At 32.5% G+C, this 20,958-nt stretch carries 19 protein-coding genes; 12 read left to right on the forward strand and 7 right to left on the reverse strand.

The features are described 5' to 3' along the window. Positions 1-2: 2 nt before the first annotated feature. A complete protein-coding gene (locus H6589_07800) occupies positions 3-746 on the reverse strand; it encodes a glycosyltransferase (protein ID MCB9174498.1) in 744 nt (247 codons plus the stop codon). A gap of 79 nt (positions 747-825) precedes the next feature. On the opposite strand from H6589_07800, the gene dprA reads away from it, so the two are divergent. After that, on the forward strand, positions 826-1,935 hold the full coding sequence (dprA, locus tag H6589_07805) for a DNA-protecting protein DprA (GenBank protein MCB9174499.1): 1,110 nt from the start codon (positions 826-828) through the stop codon (positions 1,933-1,935). On the opposite strand, the gene H6589_07810 is transcribed toward dprA, so the two are convergent. Continuing rightward, the gene (locus H6589_07810) at positions 1,932-2,810 is read right to left on the reverse strand and encodes a hypothetical protein (protein MCB9174500.1); all 879 of its coding nucleotides are present in this window, start codon (positions 2,808-2,810) and stop codon (positions 1,932-1,934) included. The two genes, dprA and H6589_07810, sit on opposite strands and share 4 nt — an antisense overlap. A 6-nt stretch (positions 2,811-2,816) precedes the next feature. Then, positions 2,817-3,971: an SAM-dependent methyltransferase gene (locus H6589_07815; protein MCB9174501.1), complete on the reverse strand. Its 1,155-nt coding sequence runs from the start codon at positions 3,969-3,971 to the stop codon at positions 2,817-2,819. Between the two features lie 113 nt (positions 3,972-4,084). Between H6589_07815 and H6589_07820 the strand changes: the two genes are divergently transcribed. The 10 genes from H6589_07820 (at position 4,085) to H6589_07865 (ending at position 14,550) form a co-directional block, all read left to right on the forward strand. After that, entirely contained in the window at positions 4,085-4,855 is a 771-nt protein-coding gene (locus tag H6589_07820; GenBank protein MCB9174502.1) for a DUF475 domain-containing protein, read from the forward strand. A gap of 56 nt (positions 4,856-4,911) precedes the next feature. Further along, complete coding sequence (locus H6589_07825; GenBank protein ID MCB9174503.1) at positions 4,912-5,316, forward strand: hypothetical protein; 405 nt, start codon at positions 4,912-4,914, stop codon at positions 5,314-5,316. 54 nt (positions 5,317-5,370) lie between these two features. Next, on the forward strand, positions 5,371-9,663 hold the full coding sequence (locus tag H6589_07830) for a CusA/CzcA family heavy metal efflux RND transporter (GenBank protein ID MCB9174504.1): 4,293 nt from the start codon (positions 5,371-5,373) through the stop codon (positions 9,661-9,663). A gap of 10 nt (positions 9,664-9,673) precedes the next feature. After that, entirely contained in the window at positions 9,674-10,525 is an 852-nt protein-coding gene (locus H6589_07835; protein MCB9174505.1) for an efflux RND transporter periplasmic adaptor subunit, read from the forward strand. A gap of 89 nt (positions 10,526-10,614) precedes the next feature. Beyond that, on the forward strand, positions 10,615-11,382 hold the full coding sequence (locus H6589_07840) for a hypothetical protein (GenBank protein MCB9174506.1): 768 nt from the start codon (positions 10,615-10,617) through the stop codon (positions 11,380-11,382). Further along, a complete protein-coding gene (locus tag H6589_07845) occupies positions 11,379-11,861 on the forward strand; it encodes a hypothetical protein (GenBank protein MCB9174507.1) in 483 nt (160 codons plus the stop codon). The genes H6589_07840 and H6589_07845 overlap by 4 nt, the downstream gene beginning before the upstream one ends. Before the next feature lie 3 nt (positions 11,862-11,864). After that, positions 11,865-12,356 (forward strand): N-acetyltransferase, encoded by a 492-nt coding sequence (locus tag H6589_07850; GenBank protein ID MCB9174508.1) that lies wholly within the window; start codon positions 11,865-11,867, stop codon positions 12,354-12,356. 60 nt (positions 12,357-12,416) lie between these two features. Then, positions 12,417-13,364, forward strand: a complete 948-nt coding sequence (locus H6589_07855; GenBank protein MCB9174509.1) for a T9SS type A sorting domain-containing protein — start codon at positions 12,417-12,419, stop codon at positions 13,362-13,364. 13 nt (positions 13,365-13,377) lie between these two features. Continuing rightward, positions 13,378-13,998 carry a LysE family transporter gene (locus tag H6589_07860; GenBank protein MCB9174510.1) on the forward strand — a complete coding sequence of 207 codons (621 nt, stop codon included), beginning with the start codon at positions 13,378-13,380 and terminating at the stop codon, positions 13,996-13,998. 9 nt (positions 13,999-14,007) lie between these two features. Continuing rightward, positions 14,008-14,550: a glutathione peroxidase gene (locus H6589_07865; GenBank protein ID MCB9174511.1), complete on the forward strand. Its 543-nt coding sequence runs from the start codon at positions 14,008-14,010 to the stop codon at positions 14,548-14,550. Here H6589_07865 and mgtE read toward each other — a convergent pair whose 3' ends face one another. After that, positions 14,551-15,915, reverse strand: a complete 1,365-nt coding sequence (gene mgtE / locus H6589_07870; GenBank protein ID MCB9174512.1) for a magnesium transporter — start codon at positions 15,913-15,915, stop codon at positions 14,551-14,553. Positions 15,916-15,982: 67 nt separating this feature from the next. After that, positions 15,983-16,807: a 16S rRNA (adenine(1518)-N(6)/adenine(1519)-N(6))-dimethyltransferase RsmA gene (gene rsmA / locus H6589_07875; protein ID MCB9174513.1), complete on the reverse strand. Its 825-nt coding sequence runs from the start codon at positions 16,805-16,807 to the stop codon at positions 15,983-15,985. 89 nt (positions 16,808-16,896) lie between these two features. Here rsmA and H6589_07880 point away from each other — a divergent pair, with 89 nt between their 5' ends. Continuing rightward, the gene (locus H6589_07880) at positions 16,897-18,168 is read left to right on the forward strand and encodes a hypothetical protein (GenBank protein ID MCB9174514.1); all 1,272 of its coding nucleotides are present in this window, start codon (positions 16,897-16,899) and stop codon (positions 18,166-18,168) included. A 1-nt stretch (position 18,169) separates the two neighbouring features. Here H6589_07880 and H6589_07885 read toward each other — a convergent pair whose 3' ends face one another. Together H6589_07885 and H6589_07890 are read right to left on the reverse strand one after the other, a co-directional pair. Then, complete coding sequence (locus H6589_07885; GenBank protein MCB9174515.1) at positions 18,170-20,026, reverse strand: hypothetical protein; 1,857 nt, start codon at positions 20,024-20,026, stop codon at positions 18,170-18,172. An 89-nt stretch (positions 20,027-20,115) separates the two neighbouring features. Continuing rightward, positions 20,116-20,763, reverse strand: coding sequence for a hypothetical protein (locus H6589_07890; GenBank protein ID MCB9174516.1), 648 nt, complete (start codon positions 20,761-20,763; stop codon positions 20,116-20,118). Between the last annotated feature and the right edge of the window lie 195 nt (positions 20,764-20,958).

Raw genomic sequence — 20,958 nt, forward strand, 5'->3', positions numbered from 1 at the left:
GATTAAACATTATCTACCCTTTGTTTTTTGTAGTAGTTATTTATTTTACAAAGTTCAAAAGGAACTTTAATTAAAGCCATAAAGTTTAGTTTCGATCCTTTTACTTCCTTCCATTCTAAAATGGGTATTTCCAACACATTATTTAAAACGGATGATTTACCAACCAACAATTGGTAACGAGCCAATAGTTCAACATCGAAAAGCCATTTAGTAATAAATTTTTCATTGAACAATTTATCAATTAAAGAAGCATCAAATATTTTTGCTCCACATTGCGAGTCGTAAACTGGTAAGTCTAAAATAATACTTGTAAATGTCGCAAACACCCTACCTGTTAAATGTCTGAATCTAGTACGTTCAACTACTGCTCCCAATCTTTTTAATCGTGACCCCATCAAAAATTGGATTTGCCCATCAAAAAAAGTTAAAAAACGGACGATTTCACTCAAAGGTGTAGAGAGGTCTGCATCCCAATAACCAACATAATTGTAATTCAATTTTTTACAATGGAGCATACCAGTTCTCACAGCTTCAGCTTTCCCCTGATTTGTGGCTAAGTTTAAAAAATTAATTTGGTTATGTTGTTCACTTAGTTGTTCAAGTATTTCTGCGGTATCATCGGTACTTCCATCATTAACAAAAAGAAAATCAATAGCAGGGTTTTTGTTCACAAAAGCTAAAAATACTTCCTTTAGAATCCTATCTGATTCGTTATAACAAGGAATTATTACACAGCATTTTTGCATAAATGATAGGATATTCTAAAAGAAAAAAAGTTCTTTTTTAAGCTGTAAATCTAATTATTATTTTTACCATTCTAAATTAATGCTTTTGGATAAAGACTTAATATATTACATTGCACTTACAGCCATTCCAAATATTGGAAGTATTACTGCTAAAAAATTGATTGCTTATACAGGTTCAGCAAATCAAATTTTTAGTGAAAAAAAATCGGCCTTAGAAAAAATACCCGGAATTGGCGCTGTAAATGCTCAAAACATTATTCAAAATAAAGATTTTGCTTTAAACTTAGCAGAACATGAATTGAATTTTATTGAAAAAAATGACATAAAAGCACATTCCTTTTTACAAGATGGTTACCCGAAACGGTTAACCCATTGCGAAGATGGTCCGCTGGTGGTTTTTTCTAAAGGCGATTTTAATTTTAACAGTCAAAAAGTAATTAGCATAGTTGGAACTAGAAATGCAACTGATTACGGCAAGGATTTTTGCGAAAAATTGATGGCAGATTTAACTCCTCACAAACCTTTAATTGTTAGTGGATTGGCGTTTGGTGTTGATATTTGTGCCCACAAAGCTGCTTTAAAAAACAATTTACCAACCATAGGTGTGTTGGCTCATGGTTTGGATAGAATTTACCCAGCTGTTCATACTTCTGCTGCAAATCAAATGGTAGAAAACGGTGGACTAGTTTCTGAGTTTAGAAGTGGAACTAATCCTGATAGAGAGAATTTCCCAAAACGAAACAGAATAATTGCAGGATTGTCGGATTTAACCATTGTAATAGAATCGAGTAATAAAGGTGGCTCTTTAATTACTGCAGAGCTAGCCAATAGTTATAGTAGAGATGTTTTTGCCTTGCCAGGTAGAATAACAGATGCTCAATCGGAAGGCTGTAACGCACTAATAAAACAGAATAAAGCTCATTTAATACAGTCGGTAAAAGACATTGAATACATTATGGGTTGGAAAGCTGAGGAAACGGTAAAGCTAAATCAAACCAAGTTGTTTGTTGAATTAACAAGCGAAGAGAAATTGCTTTTTGACATTCTTCGGCAACAAGATAAAATGGCTATTGACAATATAGCCTTAACGGCTCAATTACCCATGAGCAAAACTGCAGCGCTTTTGCTAGAAATGGAGTTTAAAAATGTGGTAAAATCCTTACCTGGAAAAATGTATAAAGTGGTTTAAGGTTTCTTATGGTAATTCTTGTACTTATACTTTACAATATAATCTAAATCATCATTAAAAAAATGTTTTTCTTTTCTTACTCTAAAAAAACTTCCTTTGTACTCGGTTCGATTTAAATAGCTATTTATTTTAAGATATAATTTCCATTTCGGCTTATATTTAAACCCTTCAAACTCTTCAACACTTTCTAGTTTATTATTATTATCATAATGAAGAGTTGTTTTTCTGTCAAAATCGTAAATATATTCTTCACGATATGTTTGTTTACCTTCATAAAATCTTATCAACTCAATAACACGATTGAGAGAATCATATGAGATTGAGGTTTTTAATGACCCATCTGGATATTGGTTATATGAATAGCCTGATGAATCAACTTTGTCTATTAAAATACCCTGTTCGTTGTAAATATTTTTTTCATAATGATAAATTAAAGAATCTTTATCATACCATGTTTCAGTGTCTAATTTGTTAAGTTCATTGTATGAATAGATAATGTATCGTTGTAATTTTTCAGGTAAATTATTTTTATAATAGATTCTTTTCTCTGAGATTAATTTTTGGGATTTATCATAGTTGAAGAAGTCGATAAAATAAATTTTTCTAAAATCTTGACCACAAACATCCATAATACTACTATCCTTAGTTATTATGGTTTTTCCCCAACGTTCCCCATACTCACCTTTTTCAATTAAATTTCCACCCCAATATTTTTCAAAACCTACTTTTTGTTTTGTTCTTTTAAAAATAGATTTTCTATAGTTCTTTGTTCGTCCGATATAAATAGAATACTCCTCTTTAATATAGCCATATTGTGCAGAACAAGCGTTGTACAACAAAAAAAACAATATGATTAAAATCAAACGTACTTTCATATATAATTACAAAGGTAATTTCTCCAAATAATGTTCGTCTATACCGAACCCTTTTTTAATCTCTTCAATTTTTGAATTAAGTTTTTCAATATCTGCTTTTTTACTGGTTTTTGTGCCAACCAACATTACATTTTTACGCGTGTGTTCGTTCGATACAAACTCAAAAATATGAGCATCGTATTGCTGTTTTTCCATAATTAAAGCTCGCAAGGTATCCGTTACCATTTCGTATTGGCGTTCTTTAAAAATACCATACTTTAAAATAGGGTTTTGTTGCTCTTTGCCTTTTAATTGTTGGCGAATTTGTTTGTGGCAACAGGGTGCAGTAACAATCAATGTAGCATTGGCTTTCATTCCCTTAAAAATAGCATCATCAGTGGCTGTATCGCAGGCGTGTAAAGCAATTAAAATATCTATCTTTTTAGTATTAAACTCTTGTATGGTTTTGTGTTCAAACTTCAAATTTTCGAAACCACATTCCTGAGCTGTTTTGTTACAAAAATCAACCAAATCTTGTCGTGCTTCAATACCAATAATGGTTGCTTCCATTTTTCGTTGGTTCACCAAAAAATCGTACAAAGCAAAAGTTAAATATCCTTTTCCTGAACCCATATCCACCACCTTAATAGTTTTAGGCAAATTGGCGTTTTTTAATAAGCCATCAATAATTTCGAGGTATTTGTTAATTTGTTTAAACTTATCTGCCATTTTAGGAATAACCGTACCGTTTTCGTCGGTAACACCCAACAAGAACAAATATTGGCCCAATTTGGCTCTTTTAGCCTTTGGTTTATCGTGACTTTCAGGTGGTTTTTGCTCAAAACTTGGAGCAGTTTTACGTGTGCTTGTTTTACCTTTTTTAGAAAATTGTATGGTAAAATCCTCTTCCAACGTAAACAAGGTGGCAATTTTAAATTTCTGACCCAACAATTCGGTAAGTACTTGTTTGGCTTCTTCTAAGCTGTAATTTTTGACTTGGTCGTTGGTTTGGTAGTGGTATGTAAAAGAAAAAACTTGCTCTTCTTTTAAAGTTATTTGACGAATATAGATATTCAACAAACCATCGCTTTTAAAAGCTGGTTTGCTCAATGTTATTTTTACAAAAGAGTTGTTTTTGGTACTTGTTGTAAGCTTTTCGAAAAATTGATTCAGGTCGTTCATGTTGCAAAGGTAATTAAGTTTTAACGGCATGTAGCAGCCTATGATTAATTATATATCAATTTAAAATAATGATTGCTATATTAATTAATTTTGATAGCCTAAATCCAACCATAATGTACGAATTAATTCAACAAATTATTGACAATCCTTATGCCTCGATGGCAATTGTTGGAAACTTAATTATTATCGAAAGTTTACTATCGGTTGATAATGCTGCTGTACTAGCAACAATGGTAAAGGATTTACCAGAAAACCAAAAAGTAAAAGCCTTAAAATATGGTATATGGGGAGCTTATATTTTTAGAGGAATTGCCATGCTTTTTGCATCACTTTTAATTCAAATTTGGTGGCTTAAACCTTTGGGAGGACTGTATTTATTGTTTATAGTTTTTGATTATTGGAAAGGTAAGAAAACCAAAACGAAAAAAGATGATTTACTTGACAAAAAAAGCAATTGGTTGTATAGAGTTACTGTTGGAACAATTGGTAATTTTTGGGCAACGGTATTTATGGTAGAGTTAATGGATATGGCTTTTTCAATCGACAATGTTTTTGCTGCCGTAGCATTTACTCCAAATATTATTTTGGTTTGTATTGGAGTTTTTATAGGTATTTTAGCCATGCGTTATATTGCTCAATGGTTTGTAAAATTAATGCAACGATATCCTTTTCTAGAAACGGCTGCTTTTATTGTAATAGCGATACTTGGAACCAAATTAACCTTGTCTGTTTATGAGCATTTTTATCCTGAATCAGAAATGACAAAATTTTTAACTAGTCATTACGCTGATGCGGGTATTTCTATTCTTACTGCTTCAATTTTCTTTGTACCTATTTTAACCAGCATTATCTTTAATTATCCTACTAAAAAAAGGAAGCATTAAATGTAATTATTCATTATCTCAATAAAGGTGTTTATTAATTTGTTAACTTTGTATTGATGTTAAAATCAATAAGATATAGTTTTTTGTTTTTTGCTGCTTTTGTAGTATTGCTTCACAATATTATTCCTCATGTTCATGAAGAAAAATTGAGCGAGTTTGAAGACCAAAAGTTTCATGAGAAAGAAAATACATTGCCTTTTGGGTTATTGGTATTGGCATTTCATGAGTTTACCGAAGATGGTCAAATGGAAGATTTTGTTTCTCAACACCATCACATTAATTTAGATTTTAATGTTGTTAAAGAACTTATTTCTCCCTTTAAGTATTTTTCGTTAGATGTTCAATCTATTATTTTTGAGAGTTCTCTTCATAAATTTGAGCAACTCATTTTTAATGAATCCATTGATTTAGATACTGGTATTAGAACATCTTGGGGTGTTCGACCTCCTCCAGTTGCTTAATTGTTTTTCCCTTATAAAAAGGGTCTCAATTAAGTTTAATTAAAATCACAATACATGTTTGAAAAAATAATTGCTTATTCGCTCAAGAATAAGTTGATAGTGCTAATAATGATATTAGCATTAACGGGAGGCGGAATTTATTCGCTTCAACATATTGCAGTTGATGCAGTACCTGACATCACAAACAACCAAGTACAAGTGGTAACAACTTCAGCAACATTAGCTGCCGAAGAGGTAGAAAAATACATCACTTTTCCAGTTGAAATGGCTGTTACCAACATTCCAGATGTAACTGAAGTACGGAGTATTTCTCGTTATGGATTGTCGGTAGTAACCATTGTTTTTAAAGATAACGTTGACATTATGAAAGCCCGACAATTTGTTGCCGAGCAGCTTTCTATTGCTAAAGAAGAAATTCCTATAGAATTTGGAACTCCTCAAATGATGCCTATTACAACAGGTTTAGGTGAAATATACCAATATGTTTTACAAGTAAAATCGGGTTATGAGAGCAAGTTCGATATTATGGAAATAAGAACCATCCAAGATTGGATTGTAAAACGACAATTAGCAGGTTTACAAGGTATAATAGAGGTGAGTAGCTTTGGCGGTAAAGTAAAGCAATATGAGGTTAGTGTAAATCCACAACAACTGATGGCATTTAACACCACTATAAATGAAGTGGAGGAAGCTTTAAAAGCCAACAACAGTAATAGTGGTGGTAGTTATATCGAAAAAGGCGATAATGCTTATTACATTAGAATTGAAGGTAGAGCGGAGCATTTTTCCGACATCGAAAACATCGTAATAAAAAACAATGGGAGTCCAATTCGGATAAAAGATGTGGCAACTGTAGGTTTGGGTAGCCCAAAACGCTACGGAGCAATGACCATGGACGGAAAAGGCGAAGTAGTTGGTGGAATTACATTGATGTTTAAAGGAGCAAACTCGTCAGAAGCGGTAAATAATGTACGCCAACGAATGGAACTGATTACAAAATCGTTGCCAGAAGGGTTGGAAATATATCCTTATTTAGATCGGTCGGTTTTGGTTGGAAAAACCATTTCAACGGTTGTAAAAAACTTGGTTGAAGGTGGCTTAATCGTAATTTTTGTACTGGTCTTGTTTCTAGGAAATTTTAGAGCAGGGCTAATCGTTTCCTCTGTTATTCCTCTTTCCATGTTGTTTGCATTAATTTTAATGCACTTGCTTGGAGTATCAGCCAATTTAATGTCGTTAGGAGCAATTGATTTTGGTATTGTTGTAGATGGAGCAGTTATTATTGTTGAAGGAGTTTTGCATGTTCTCCATAAAAACCATAAAGGAAAAACACTCTCTAAATTACAAATGAATAATGAAATTAAAGAAGCGAGTGGTCAGATTTATAATACAGCAGCGTTTGGAGTATTAATTATTTTGGTGGTTTTTGTTCCCATTTTTACATTGGAAGGCATTGAGGGAAAAACCTTTTTACCAATGGCTCAAACCGTAAGTTTCGCTATTTTAGGTTCATTGTTATTATCCGTTACCTATGTACCTGTTGCTTCAGCATTGTTTTTAAATAAAACGATTAGCAATAAAGAAACCTTTTCTGACAAAATTGTAACAGCTTTGCAAAAAAGATACATTCCGAGTTTGGCATTTGTTTTAAAAAATCCAAAAAAGGTATTATCAATGGCAGTGCTAGCCTTGTTTTTATCAATAGTCGTTTTTGCATCTATGGGTTCAGAATTCATACCAACGCTCGAAGAGGGAGATTTAGCCATGCAAATGGCTGTTGAACCTGGAAGTTCGTTAGAAAAAAGTATAGCTACGTCAACTCATGCAGAGCAGATTTTAAAAGAAAATTTTTCGGAAGTAAAACATGTGGTTTCTAAAATTGGAACAGCTGAAGTGCCTACCGACCCAATGGCTATTGAAGATGCCGATATTATGATTATTTTAAAAGAAAAAGGCGAATGGGAAAATGCAAAAAGCAGGGAGGAATTGATTGATAAGATGAAAGCTAAGTTAGCTGAAATTCAACACGCCTCGTTTGAATTCTCACAACCCATTCAGTTAAGGTTTAACGAACTGATGACGGGGGCAAAAACAGATATTGCCATTCAAATTTTTGGTGAAGATGTGAAGCAGTTAAAAGAATTGGCAGATCAAACCGCGTCGGTAATTAAAAACATAAATGGTGTTGGCGATGTTAAGGTGGAGCAAACCGAAGGGTTAAAACAATTGAGCGTAGTGATAGACCGTTCAAAACTTTCGCTGTTCCATATTAATATTGATGATGTAAATAATGTGATTAAAACAGCTTATGCAGGTTCTCAAACGGGTTCGGTTTATGAAAACGAGCGAAGTTTTGATTTGGTAGTTCGTTTAGATTCGGCTAGTATTCAAACCTTGTCGCTAAATACACTTTTTGTTCAGGATGCCAATGGAAAACAAATTGCATTAGCCGAAGTTGCCACCATTAAAGAAGACATTGCTCCTATGCAAATTTCTAGAGAAGACGCAAAAAGAAGAATCTCGGTAGGGGTAAATGTTCGAGATAGAGATATTGCTTCGTTGGTTCAAGAAATTCAAACACAAATGGATGCGAAAATTAAATTACCACCTGGTTATTTAATAAAATATGGCGGTCAGTTCGAGAACTTACAAAATGCCATTAAACGACTTCAACTTGTTGTTCCAGTGGCACTATTATTAATATTGTTTTTGCTTTATGTTGCTTTTGGTTCAATCAAAGAATCAGCCATTATATTTATGGCAGTACCCTTAGCTTCAATAGGTGGTATATTAGCATTATGGTTGCGAGGCTTGCCTTTTAGTATTTCGGCTGGAATAGGTTTTATAGCTTTGTTTGGTGTGGCGGTGTTAAACGGAATTGTGTTGGTTAATGAGTTTAAACGATTAGAAAAGTTAAAACAATTTAGTTCGTTAAAAGAATTGATTTTGGCTGGCTCAAGTTCACGATTACGACCTGTGCTTATGACTGCTCTAGTTGCTTCGTTAGGATTTTTGCCAATGGCGTTGGCAACATCTAATGGAGCAGAAGTACAACGACCACTAGCAACTGTTGTTATTGGGGGTCTAATTACTTCTACATTATTGACTTTATTGGTTTTACCAGCCTTATATTTTATGCTTGGGAAAAAGAAAAAAGATAAAACCATAAGAGTAACACCCTTATTAATTTTATTAATTGGAATGACTTCATTCACGGAGTTATCAGCACAAAATCAAGTGGGTTTATCGGAGTTGTTGGAAGCTGGAAAACAAAACCGAATTGAGGTTAAAATGGTTGAATTGGAGAAACAGCAATGGGAGAGTGAAAAGCGAAACACCTATGTTGTAAGTCCTTTACAGTTTGGTGTGCAACATGGTCAAATAAATAGTGCTACTAACGATACTTATCTAGAAGTTATGCAAGATATTGGTAGTCCGTGGAGCATTAAAAAACGAAAAGATTATGCTGTTTTGGGTGTTGATTATGCTTCGCAAAAAAGCAAAACAATAACTCAAGAAGTTATCTACAACATTACATCTACTTATTACAATTGGTTGTTTTATAAAAACGCTTATCAGTTGACCAGTCAAATTAGCGAGGCGTTAACTCAATCGTTACAGCAATCGCAAAAGTTGTTTGATGCCGGAGAAATAAGTTATTCCGATTTGTTGATGATAAAACAGTTGCAAAATAGTGTTCTCCAAAAAACTCAGCAATGTTACAGTGGTTTTAGCTCTTTTCAAACCGAATTGTTCTATTTATCAGGATTAAAAGAGGTACAACTAAAAGATACCTTATTGGAGCCATTAACTTACCAGAAAAATCAACCAATAAGTACTACATTGTTTCAAGAAAATGAATTACTGGTAAAACAATTGGAGCAAAAACAAAAAGTGATTCGTTCCGATTATCAGCCTACTTTTCAAATTGGATATTTTAATCAAACTTTAGAAAAAACGGGTGGATTTCAAGGTATAAAAGGTGGATTAGCAATTCCATTAATTTTTGGTGGAAAAAGAAATGAGTTAACAAAAAATCAATTACAGATTCATGCAGCTCAACATCATCAAACCGATTTAAAACTAAAACTCGAAAATGAATTGTTAAACCTCCAAAACACTATTGCTTTACTAGAGGGTAATGTAAAGGGAATAAAAACAGAACAGCAACAATTGCTTTTGGGTATTGAACAATTACAACAAAAACTGAAGTTGAGCGAAATCAATCACATTGATTTTATTCGGTTGAGTTCGGTTATCATTGATGGTGCTATTAGTGAGCTAGAAATGTTAAATACCTACAATCAATCTATTATTAAATACAATTACTTAACTGTTAATTTTTAAAATCGAAATCATGAAAAATAGAATATATATCGCTTTAACCTGCACCATTTTAATGGCTTGTGGAGATAAAATAGAAGAAAATACAGCGGAAGAAACGCAAAAAAATGTAGAGACAGAACAAGCAAAAGAGTCCGCCCCAATTACGCAAAATATTGAGTGTTTTGGAGTAATAGATGTTCCTCCATTTTCGGTTTTAGAAATTTTTGCTAAAACCAATGGATATATCACTGATTTATCCGTTTTAGAAGGACAACATGTAAAAAAAGGAGAGGTTATTGCTGAAATAGAATCGCCAGAATTTGCCCATTTGCAAAAAGAATACAAAACGGCAAAAGCGAATTACGATTGGCAAAAGTTGAATTTTGAACGAAATCAAAAACTCTACGATTCCAAAACCATATCAGACAAAGATTTTCAGTTTATTGAAAAGGAATATTTGGTTGCTAAATCTACTTTTATGGGTTTAAAAGAAGAAATAAGAGCCATAGGTTTTGATGATGAACAGTTTTTATCGGCAACAAGTAGTCGTTTAAGTATTAGAAGCAAAACACACGGAACGGTAGTAAAAATCAATGTTAAAAACGGAACAAAAGTTACTCCTGACACCCATTTATTTACTGTTTTAGATAAATCGCATTTGCACGTAGAAATGAAAGTTTCGGCATCGAATATTTCTAAAATAGCATTAGACCAACCCTTTTTTATGATAAATAGCAATGACACGATAAAAGGTACAGTTCATTTAATTAATGATATGATAGAATCGGACAATACAGTAAAAGTTCATGGGCATTTTAGCAATCCTGCTGATGAAGAAAAATTAATTGTGGGACAAAAGGTTTTTGTGCAACTTTTACCCTAGTTCGAAATTTTTAGTATAAAATTAAAAATGTGTAACCTATGAACAATTTGTAAAGTATATATTTATCAATAAATTTGTATTTTAGTAAAGTGGAAGAACAAGGGTATATAGAATTAAGAATTGATAATAAGGATAAAAATTTATCCCCGAAGGATATTGATATTTCTGATGTTAAGGAATTAATATCTGATATTGAATCCTTTTTATATCCGACACGACAAGAAAAAAAAGATAGGCCTCACATTTCTTATGATTTAGAGGAAGGCTCTGCAAAACACAAGTTTTTTTTACCTATTTCTGCTGTATTACTTTTTAATGGGTTGACGAATGAGATAAAAACGAGAAATAATTTAGATTTTCTTGATTATAAACGTCAATCTATTATTGATAAATTCCAAAAGAAAGTTTTAAAAGAAGGGCTAGTAATAGAGTTTAATAATTCTATATCAAAAGATAATAATTTAGTCATTGATTCTTCAACAAATTTTGAAATAGTTTCCGCACCTTTTTATGAAGGAGAATTTTACCTTTACGGAGAGATATATCAAGAAGGTGGTAAAAATCCCAATGTACATATTAGTAACTCTAAATATGGTAATTTAACTATATCTGCTACCAAAGAACAAATAATGGAAGGAGATAAGAGAACTTATAAGGTTTACGGATTAAAAGTGAGAGGAAAAAAGAGTTTTGAAGACAATAAATTATTTGATTTAGAATTAATAGAATATATAACTTACAATCCCGTATTTAATAAATCGCTTTTGAATAAAGCAATTAGTAAGGCTTCAGAAAATTTAAGTAAGATAACCAATGTTGATGGTTGGATAAATAATTTAAGAGCTGAAGGGATATGAAGGGAATAAGGAGTGTTCTAGTTGATAATTCTTTTTGTATAAGATTATTAAAAGCAGATGACGAGTACCACCAGAATACAGTCGATTATTTAGAGTATTTTTTAGAAAACAACATTGAGATATATTTATCCACAATCGTTGTAGGAGAATATGCCGTTGGAGATAATCCAGACCATCTTTTATCTTTGAATGTGTTTAAACTTTTAGAGTATGATTATTTAGATGCAAAAATATCTGGAGATTTTACATCTGAATTAATCCATAACAAAGAATTAAGAGAACTCGAGCAGAGACAAATTGTGATAAATGACATTAAATTATTTGCCCAAATAAAAAATAGAGGGATAGATGCTTACATAACTAAAGATAGAAAATCTTTAGATAAAATGATTAAACATTTAAAAAAATCACATTCTTTTCAAGTAGAATTCATTGATTTATCCATATCACTTAACGATAAACTTGGCAGGTTGTTTTAGTTTATGATAATTGACTTTAAACCCATAGAAAAAGCTGATTTAACGAAAGTTACTGCCATCTATAATTATTATGTAGAAAATTCTACCGCTACGTTTCATTTGGATAAAGTAACTGAAGCGGAAATGGAAGCTACACTTTCGTTAAATCATCCACTTTACAAATCGTTTGTGGTTTTGTATAACGATGAGGTTTGTGGCTTTTGTTATTTGGGTCAGTTTCGTAAAAAAGAAGCTTACGACATTACTGCTGAGGTAACACTATATATCCAACATGATTTTACGGGCAAAAAAATTGGACCAGAAGTGTTGAGTTTTATGGAAAAAACTGGGAAAGAACTGGGGCTAAAAAACTTGGTGGGGGTTATAACTTCCGAGAATTCAGGTAGCTTAAAACTGTTTGAACGAATGGGATATTTTAAATGTGGTCATTTAAAAAACATTGGTATTAAGTTCGGTAGAGCGTTAGATGTTATTTCTTATCAAAAAGAAATATAATATTGTTAGTATGTTTTTTATTATCTTTATGAAACAGTTTTGTCTACAAAATTAGGTCAAATGAAAAAAATTCTTGTTTTACTATTAGTTCTTATTTCATTAAGTTCAAATGCTCAACTAAATTATGGCTTACAAGGATTATTGCCTAACGACAGTAATAACTTTGAATATACTGGGTTAAAAATAAATATTGACACAACTAACGTTAATAATGATTGGACTATAGGCTCAACCATGAAACCATTTTTTGGACAAGCAAACTCTTTTCCAAATGCAATAATGACAGATTCACTAAATCCATATTCATCTAATAATCTATCTTATTTTGATGTTGGGGTAAATCAAAATACATTTTCAGGTTATGGATTTCCTTACAATTTGTATTTTCAATTTGATCACAAATATGAAACAGATTCATTAATTGATGGAGGTTACATTACTTTGTCATATGATAGTGGACAAACCTGGGTGAACGTTATTAATGATTCAACTTGTATTATGTGTTGGCCAAACATCAATTCAGAAAACTTATATACAACGAATGATACATTAGTGAATGGTGAATATGGTTTTTCAGGAACTTCTGATTGGAAAACTTCAACTTTCCAATGGGTATGGGTTTTACCAGTAAAATATATGGCTTCAGATTCTTTAATTATTCGATTCAATTTTGTTAGTGATAATGTTCAAACAAATAAAGATGGATGGATAATAGATAATATCGTTGTTGGAGGTATTGATTTAGGTAGTTCAGTAGAAGAAATTCAGAATTCTATTAAAGTGATATTTTATCCCACAATTACAGCAGATTATTTTAATTATAAAATAGAGAATGATGAAAAAATAGAGTCTATTGTAGTTGTCGATATTTCAGGAAAACAGATTTTAACTATTGCCCAACCAAAAAATGAAGATAGAATTGATGTTTCTAATTATCCATCAGGAAATTATTATGTAAAATTTTCTTCCAAAGAAAAACAGGTGATAAAAAAATTAATTATTAATTAATAATTTGTCTTAATTGGAATACCTTCCTCTTTTTGGTTCTGTTTTGCTTATTCATTTAATGGCTGTAATGAGTCCTGGTCCAGATTTTATTATGGCATTGCGTAACTCGTTAACTTATTCACGTAAAACAGGAATTTATACAGCTGTAGGTTTTGGTTTGGGTATTGGTGTACATGTTTTTTATTGTGTGTTTGGATTAGCATTAATTATTTCTACTTCCGAAATAGCCTTTAACATTATAAAATATTTAGGTGTAGCATATTTGGCATATATTGGTGTAATGTCAATTGTTTCAAAAAGCTCGAATATTGAAGTGGGCAAAGAAAGTCATTTGGCAGACATCAGCCCTTTAAGTGCAATACGAATTGGTTTTTTAACCAATGTGTTAAACCCAAAAGCCACGTTGTTTTTTTTAAGCTTGTTTACCTTTGTTATTGGCCCTAATGTTCCTACTTCGGTTTCGTGGATTTTAGGATTAATGATGATGATTAATACTACCATTTGGTTTAGTTTGGTAGCCTTGTTTTTTACTCAAGCTCGAATCAGAGCTATTTTTAACAAGTATCAAAACATTTTCAATACCATATTTGGGATACTTTTAATAGGAATCGCCATTAAAATTGTTTTTACGTAAATTTATCAAATGAAAAATATATTTATCGTGCTATCAATCTTGACAACAACTGTTGCAAATGCTCAAAACATGAAACAAAGTATACACCAATTTAAAGTAACTGATTTGAATGGTGCTGAATTTGATTTTAGCACATTAAAAGGTAAAAAAATAATGGTGGTGAATACGGCTTCCGAGTGTGGGTTAACTCATCAGTACGAGCAATTACAGGCGGTTTATGAAAAATATAAAGACCAAAATTTTGTGATAGTTGGGTTTCCAGCAAATAATTTTGGTGCTCAAGAACCAGGTACTGACGAGCAAATTGCTGCCTTTTGTAAAAAGAATTTTGGGGTTACTTTTCCAATGATGAGTAAGATTTCGGTGAAAGGCGACGACATGCATGAAATCTATCAGTTTTTAACACAACAAGCAAAAAATGGGCTGGAAGATTCAGAAGTGTTATGGAATTTTCAGAAATACTTGATTGATGAAAATGGGTTTTTAGTTCAAGTAGTTCATCCAAAAAAATTACCCAACGATGACGAAATTATCAAGTGGATTGTTGAGTGATTAAAAAACGGCGTACAACAAGTGCCCTACATAAAAGTAGAGGAAAATCCCAAAAATATCGTTAGTAGTGGTAATAAATGGACCTGTAGCCAAAGCGGGGTCAATTTTATACTTGTGCAACGCCAAAGGAATTAAAGTTCCAAAAACTCCCGCAAAAATAATAACGGCAAATAAAGCAATACTTACTGTTGAGGTTAAAGCATAGTTAATTTGATCGGGGAAAAATACGTTGTACATCAGTAATAAGCCCGAACAAACAATTCCGTTGGTTAGGCCAATCAACATTTCTTTTAAAATTTTTGTCCAAACACCATCAAAACCTAATGATTTGTTGGCTAAACCTTGCACAATTAATGCCGAAGATTGTACGCCAACATTACCGCCCATTGCAGCAATTAATGGAATAAACAATGCCATTTCGGGGTGAATCCCAATTTGATGTTCAAATTTCCCAATTACATTTGAGCTGACAATTCCTCCCATTAACCCCACCAATAACCAAGGCAAACGAGCTCGTGTTTGTAGCCAAATATTATCGGTCGACTCAACATTCTCTGAGATACCCGAAGCCATTTGGTAATCTTTTTCGGCTTCTTCTCGCATTACATCAACAATGTCATCAATGGTAATTCGTCCGAGCAAACGCCCAATATCATCAACAACCGGAACAACAACTAAGTCGTATTTTTCCATAATTTGCCCCACTTCTTCATCGTTTAAGTCGGCTTTTACAGAAATTACATCGTCATTATAAATGTCTCTAACTTTCTTTTTGTCGGGGGTTAAAAATAATCTTCTTAATGAAATAATGCCTTGTAAAACATTCTGATCGTCAACTACATATACCGTGTAAATGTTGTCTACTTCGGTAGTTTGTCTGCGGAGCTCATTAATGCACGTTTTTACATCCCAATCAATATTCACTTTTACTAGCTCCTTTGCCATTAAACCACCCGCAGTGTCTTCAGGGTAATTTAATAAGTCGATAATGTCGCTCGCTTGTTCAATATCAGCAATGTGCGATAATACCTCACGCTTCTTCTCTTCCGATAATTCTGCTAATAAATCGGCAGCATCATCTGAGTCTAAGTTGTCAATAAATTGCTTTGCAATTTGCTCTGATGATAAGGATTTTAAGAAACGTTCTCGAACATCTTCATCAAGTTCAATAAGTACATCAGCTGCTTGTTCTTCGGTTAAAAACTGGTAAAAAGCAATAGCTTCATCCATGTCTTGTTCGTTGATAATTTCTGCAATATCAACAGGACGCATGTCTTCGATTAACTCCAATACCAAAGCCTCATTCTTGCTTTCAACAGCAGAATTTAAGTCATCTAAAAACTTTTTGGTTAATTCGAATTGCATGAATTCAGGGGTTTATTTCGAACCTTGCGAAATTAAGAATTAAAACCGAGCTTTTGTTAAGCGTATATTAACTCTTTGTTGGTTCTAATAGATTAGTAATAGTAATAAATTGCTCTACCGAAAGTTGTTCGGGGCGTAAATTAAAAATTTCCAATTCAATGGTGTCTTCTGTTAGAAAAGGTCTTAACGAATTTCTTAATGTTTTTCTACGTTGATTAAAACTTGTTTTTACTACTGTTTTAAAAAACGATTCGTTGCAGTTTAATTGCTCAACGCTATTTCTGGTTAAACGAATAACTCCCGATTTAACTTTTGGAGGAGGATTAAACACGTTTTCGTTTACTGTAAACAAATATTCCACATTGTAAAATGCTTGTAAAAGCACGCTGGTAATACCATATACCTTGCTTCCCGGAGGCGCCGCTACTCTTTCGGCAACTTCTTTTTGAAACATTCCTACCACCTCAGGCACTTTATCTTTAAAATCGAGTACTTTAAATAGTATTTGAGTGGAAATGTTGTAGGGAAAATTTCCAATTACTGCAAATGGATTGTTGTTGGTTATTAAATCTAAATCCATAGCTAAAAAATCGCCATAAATAAAGTTTTTTTCAAGTGTTTGAAAATGTTTTTTTAAATAAGTAATGGAATCAAAATCAATATCAATGGGATAGAGTGTGAAATGTGGATTGTCTTTTAAGAACTGAGTTAAAACACCCATGCCTGGTCCAATTTCAACCACATGTTGGTAATTTTTGTGTAGGGTTAAAGCATCGGCAATTTGTTTTGCTATGCTTAAGTCAGTTAAAAAATGCTGACCTAAATGTTTTTTTGCTTTTACATCGTCTTTAGATCGTTCATCACTTCGTTTAAAGGATGAATTTTTCTCCAAATTTTGGTTTCTATTGTGTTTCTTAAATTTCAAGAGTTCAATATAATTTTTACTTTCGCGTTGTTACAAAAGTAACGAAAAGCTTTGCGATGAAATGGTTTCCTTTTTTTGTTTTCTTGATTTTTACCAACCATTTGTTTGCTAATCAACTGGAACAGTTGGTTAATGCCACAGTAATTGAGCAAAACAAAGTTGATTTAAATAAGCTATTACCAAATCAAATAGCTATTTCCATGCCTTTTGCCAATCAGTTAATTTTAAATCCTGAGCAAAAAATAGCACTTCAAGAAAAGGTAGTGATTAAAATAGAATTAGTGTATACCAAATATCGAACATCGCCTACTTTCGACCAAAAATTACTCAACCATAACCGTTTAGTTGAACTTAAAAAATTAGCACCACATTTATTCGAAAACCCCTTGTGGGATTTTGAATTGATTAGCCAAACCAATGGAAATTCTCAAGCTGATTGTACTCCAATGTTTCATGGATTTATTATTACTTTCCGCCCCAACTCTTCAAACAATACTTTGTTGCAAGAAGCGGAATACTTGGATAAAGTTGTTGCTCAATTGATTGAAAAATCAAAAAAAGACTCCATACCTGACAAATTAACTTACGACATAAAAACTAGATGGGATAACGTAATTGGCTATGTGCATGATACTGTTTGGAAAATAAATGAAGAAGAACAAATTCCTCCTCCCGATTTTTTTTACAATCACGAGTTGTTTAAAGATTCTACAGTTATCAATGCATTTAACCGAAACAATTCTTGGAAAAATTTTATTGTGGTAACCGATGTAACAGGGAGTATGTCGCCATACATTGCTCAAGTTTTTGTTTGGTTAAAAGAACAAGCTGAAAACAATGAGGCAAAATATTTTGTGTTTTTTAACGATGGTGATGCTAAATCGTCAAGAGAAAAGAAGCCTTTAAAAACAGAAGGAATTTATGGAGGTTCAAACAGAGGGCTGGATGCGGTAATGCAAAAAGCGGCGTTGTGTATGAAAAATGGTTCTGGTGGTGGTGAAGGTTTAGAAAATGATGTGGAAGCAATTTTATTTGGACAAGAGGCTTATGAAAGTGCTGATGAAATCATTTTAATTGCCGATAATTTTGAAAGTATGCGCGATTACAAGTTTTTAGACCAAATTAAAAAACCAGTTAGAATAATTATTTGTGGTGCAAAAACAAGAGTAAATATTGAATATTTAGACTTAGCGAGAATCACTAAGGGGTCTATTCACACCTCCAAATCAGATGTATTTGATTTATATTCAGTCAAAAAAAATCAAACCATTACCATTGATGGACGAAGTTATTTGTTTTATAACGATAGGTTTAATTTTGTGTATTGAATTAATTAATTTGCTTTATCAATTGTCCAGGATAGTAGTCTCCAGAGCCTTTAAACACAGTGTATTGTTGTTCAGTAAGTCTGCCTTGTTGTCTTAATGCTTCGGTTTCTTCGGGGCTTAAACTGTTATCCCAAATTTGTGAGCCATCAACTGTAATTATACCAACTCGTTTATAAAAAGTTTTACCAGTTTCTACATCTAGTACTTGTTCTAAAACCTCAAATTTATCACCAGCCTCTAAACCTTCTTTAACTCCAATTTTAGCAGCTAAAGGATTAACAGAGTATAAAGGAATTTTAGTCCTAAATTCCTCATACTGTCTTTCCAATTTAGCAATAGCTCTATCTGTTGCCTTTATTGTTGCCATTCTAATAAGATCTTCTTCACTTTTGTTGGTAAAAATAGAAGATTGCACATCAGCTCCAGCTGATTGCATACCAACAAAACGTAATTTAAAGTTTTGAGCATTATTAAAAGCTTCAACTTTGGCTGGATCATAATTGTTTTCATCCGTCCAATAATTGTTGTAGAATATGGCAGCAGCTTCTTCATCCCAAACCAATCGATACAAGTAAGAGGTAGTTTTTACCCAATAACCCTTGCCAGCGACACTAACTCCTGCTGCAGCAACAGTAGTGTAAGTACTGACATCGTACCCCATTAAAGAACTTGCACTTCCTAAGACATTTAAAACACCACTAGTTTTTTTGGCAACCTCTTCTTTGTTGGTGAATTTATAGTCATTAATTATTACAAATGTATTTCCTATTAATTCTTCACCTGCATCAGAAAGCATGGCGTCACCTCTTAAAGCTGAATTTGCTATTAGCTTGTCCATTGCAGATGCATCGTACATTCCTCGAGCAGCAATTAAATCCATATTAAAATTTCCCATACCATCTCTGTTAAACCATTTTGCAACAAGGTCTTTTGCTACATTTGTAGTAGATAAATAATTGGTGATAATATATGATTGGTCATCATAATTTGCTTGTCCGTTTATTAAATATGGCCCAATGTTGTGGTCGTTAAATTTTTGAGGAATAACAGCGTTTCCAAAAGCATCTAAAATAACGTTGGCATGAAGTCGTGATGGATCGTTTACCATCAAAGTATACAATGAACTTCTTCTATATTTTAAATCTTTTGCTAAAGAGTTATCGGTTGAGCTTTTTACTTTAACAAAATCATTATTAATAATTGTGTTATTTGCATGAGATGGAGTGTTGGTAGAAGCAAAGTCTTGATTTTCCATGTTAAGCAATGTCGTTTCTCTTAAATTACTGCCTTTTTTAAGATTTGCCATTGGATTTTCAAGTTGCTCAATTTGCTGCTTTAATTTATTAGCTAAAACCCAGTCTTGTTTTGCTTTTGCTTCATCTTTTTGTTTTTCTAACAAAGCAATTTTAGCTGCATTAGGATTTGCAGGCGGATTTTCCAGTCGCTCGATTTGTTGTTTTAACTTATTTGCAAGCGCCCAATCTTGTTTTTCGATAGCGATAGTTTTTTGTTTTTCTAGGGCTTCAATTTTTTCTGTGTTTTGATTGGTACTAGGATTTTCTAATCGTTCAATTTGCTGTTTTAATGTATTAGCTAAAGCCCAGTCTTGTTTTTCAACAGCAACAGCCTTTTGTTTTTCCAAGGCTTCAATTTTCGCAGCATTTGGGTTCGCCTTGGGGTTTTGAAGTTGTTCAATTTGCTGTTTAACTTTGTTTGCAAGCGCCCAATCTTGTTTTTCGACAGCGATAGCTTTTTGTTTTTCTAATGCTTTAATTTTATCGGTATTCGCATCAATATTTTGTGCTTGAATATTCCAAACAAACAGAGCCAAAAATAAGAATAGTGCTGTTTTTTTCATCTTTTTTTAAAGTGTAAGGGTTCACTTGTAAAGGGTTGGCTGTTAAGTTATTCTAGATTAGAAAAAACGATGTCTCTTAACCGATTTGATTATAATTCATCGAGAACAAGTAATAACACTAATACCGCAGCTATAGGAATTAATATCGCCGCTACAATTGCTCCACCTTTAGATTTTTTCTTTGAATCGTTTTTGGTTGATGGATTTTGAACAGAAGACATTAACGACCCAATTGAAGCATTGTTGGTTGGTGGAGATTGATTAGTATATGCAGTTGTGGTGGCTGGGGTTGTTGTATTTGCAGAACGTTGAGTAGTTGTTATTTGCTCAGTCTTTTTATCACTTTTTAAATCTGCAATTTGTTTTTCTAATGCTAAAACTTTTTCAAAATCTTCAATTTGAATAGCTGCCTTTTTCTCTTCTTCTAACCTAGCTATGGTTACTTTTTTCTCCTCTAACCTGTTAATCTCTTTTTGTAATCTTTCAGCTTCGGTAAAATCTTCTTTTGCGGCTGCAATTTTTAGGTTTTCTTTATGTTCTTTTATCAAGTCATCAATACTTACTCTCGACTTTTGTTCAGCGCTTATTTTACCAGCCAATTCAAAATTGTCAGTTTTAATAGCTTCTTTTTTCATTTGCTCTAATTCTTCATTTGATTTACTTGTTAACGACTGAGCAAAGGAAGTAAATGAAATTAAACTGATTATTATAAGTAGCACTATTTTAGATAGTTTCATAGTTTTGGTGTAAATTTTATTTCTAGCGAAATTATATAATATTTAGTTTGAAAGAGTTGTTCGTTAACTATTTTTTATTTCAATTAACCGAACCCCTTATTAAGAATCATTCTAAATAAAAAATCAACCATTTTTTAAGTTGCTTCATCGCCAACAATGTATAAATTTGTGTTTTCAAAAAATTAATCTTTTAAA

Source organism: Flavobacteriales bacterium (assembly GCA_020635795.1).
In the GTDB taxonomy this organism is placed as follows: domain Bacteria; phylum Bacteroidota; class Bacteroidia; order Flavobacteriales_E; family Vicingaceae; genus Vicingus.

Excerpts from the sequence above, each read along its gene's own strand:
- H6589_07800 (MCB9174498.1), bottom strand. The coding sequence starts at position 746 with ATGCAAAAATGCTGTGTAATAATTCCTTGTTATAACGAATCAGATAGG.
- dprA (MCB9174499.1), top strand. The coding sequence starts at position 826 with ATGCTTTTGGATAAAGACTTAATATATTACATTGCACTTACAGCCATT.
- H6589_07810 (MCB9174500.1), bottom strand. The coding sequence starts at position 2,810 with ATGAAAGTACGTTTGATTTTAATCATATTGTTTTTTTTGTTGTACAAC.
- H6589_07815 (MCB9174501.1), bottom strand. The coding sequence starts at position 3,971 with ATGAACGACCTGAATCAATTTTTCGAAAAGCTTACAACAAGTACCAAA.
- H6589_07820 (MCB9174502.1), top strand. The coding sequence starts at position 4,085 with ATGTACGAATTAATTCAACAAATTATTGACAATCCTTATGCCTCGATG.
- H6589_07825 (MCB9174503.1), top strand. The coding sequence starts at position 4,912 with ATGTTAAAATCAATAAGATATAGTTTTTTGTTTTTTGCTGCTTTTGTA.
- H6589_07830 (MCB9174504.1), top strand. The coding sequence starts at position 5,371 with ATGTTTGAAAAAATAATTGCTTATTCGCTCAAGAATAAGTTGATAGTG.
- H6589_07835 (MCB9174505.1), top strand. The coding sequence starts at position 9,674 with ATGAAAAATAGAATATATATCGCTTTAACCTGCACCATTTTAATGGCT.
- H6589_07845 (MCB9174507.1), top strand. The coding sequence starts at position 11,379 with ATGAAGGGAATAAGGAGTGTTCTAGTTGATAATTCTTTTTGTATAAGA.
- H6589_07850 (MCB9174508.1), top strand. The coding sequence starts at position 11,865 with ATGATAATTGACTTTAAACCCATAGAAAAAGCTGATTTAACGAAAGTT.
- H6589_07855 (MCB9174509.1), top strand. The coding sequence starts at position 12,417 with ATGAAAAAAATTCTTGTTTTACTATTAGTTCTTATTTCATTAAGTTCA.
- H6589_07865 (MCB9174511.1), top strand. The coding sequence starts at position 14,008 with ATGAAAAATATATTTATCGTGCTATCAATCTTGACAACAACTGTTGCA.
- mgtE (MCB9174512.1), bottom strand. The coding sequence starts at position 15,915 with ATGCAATTCGAATTAACCAAAAAGTTTTTAGATGACTTAAATTCTGCT.
- H6589_07880 (MCB9174514.1), top strand. The coding sequence starts at position 16,897 with ATGAAATGGTTTCCTTTTTTTGTTTTCTTGATTTTTACCAACCATTTG.
- H6589_07885 (MCB9174515.1), bottom strand. The coding sequence starts at position 20,026 with ATGAAAAAAACAGCACTATTCTTATTTTTGGCTCTGTTTGTTTGGAAT.
- H6589_07890 (MCB9174516.1), bottom strand. The coding sequence starts at position 20,763 with ATGAAACTATCTAAAATAGTGCTACTTATAATAATCAGTTTAATTTCA.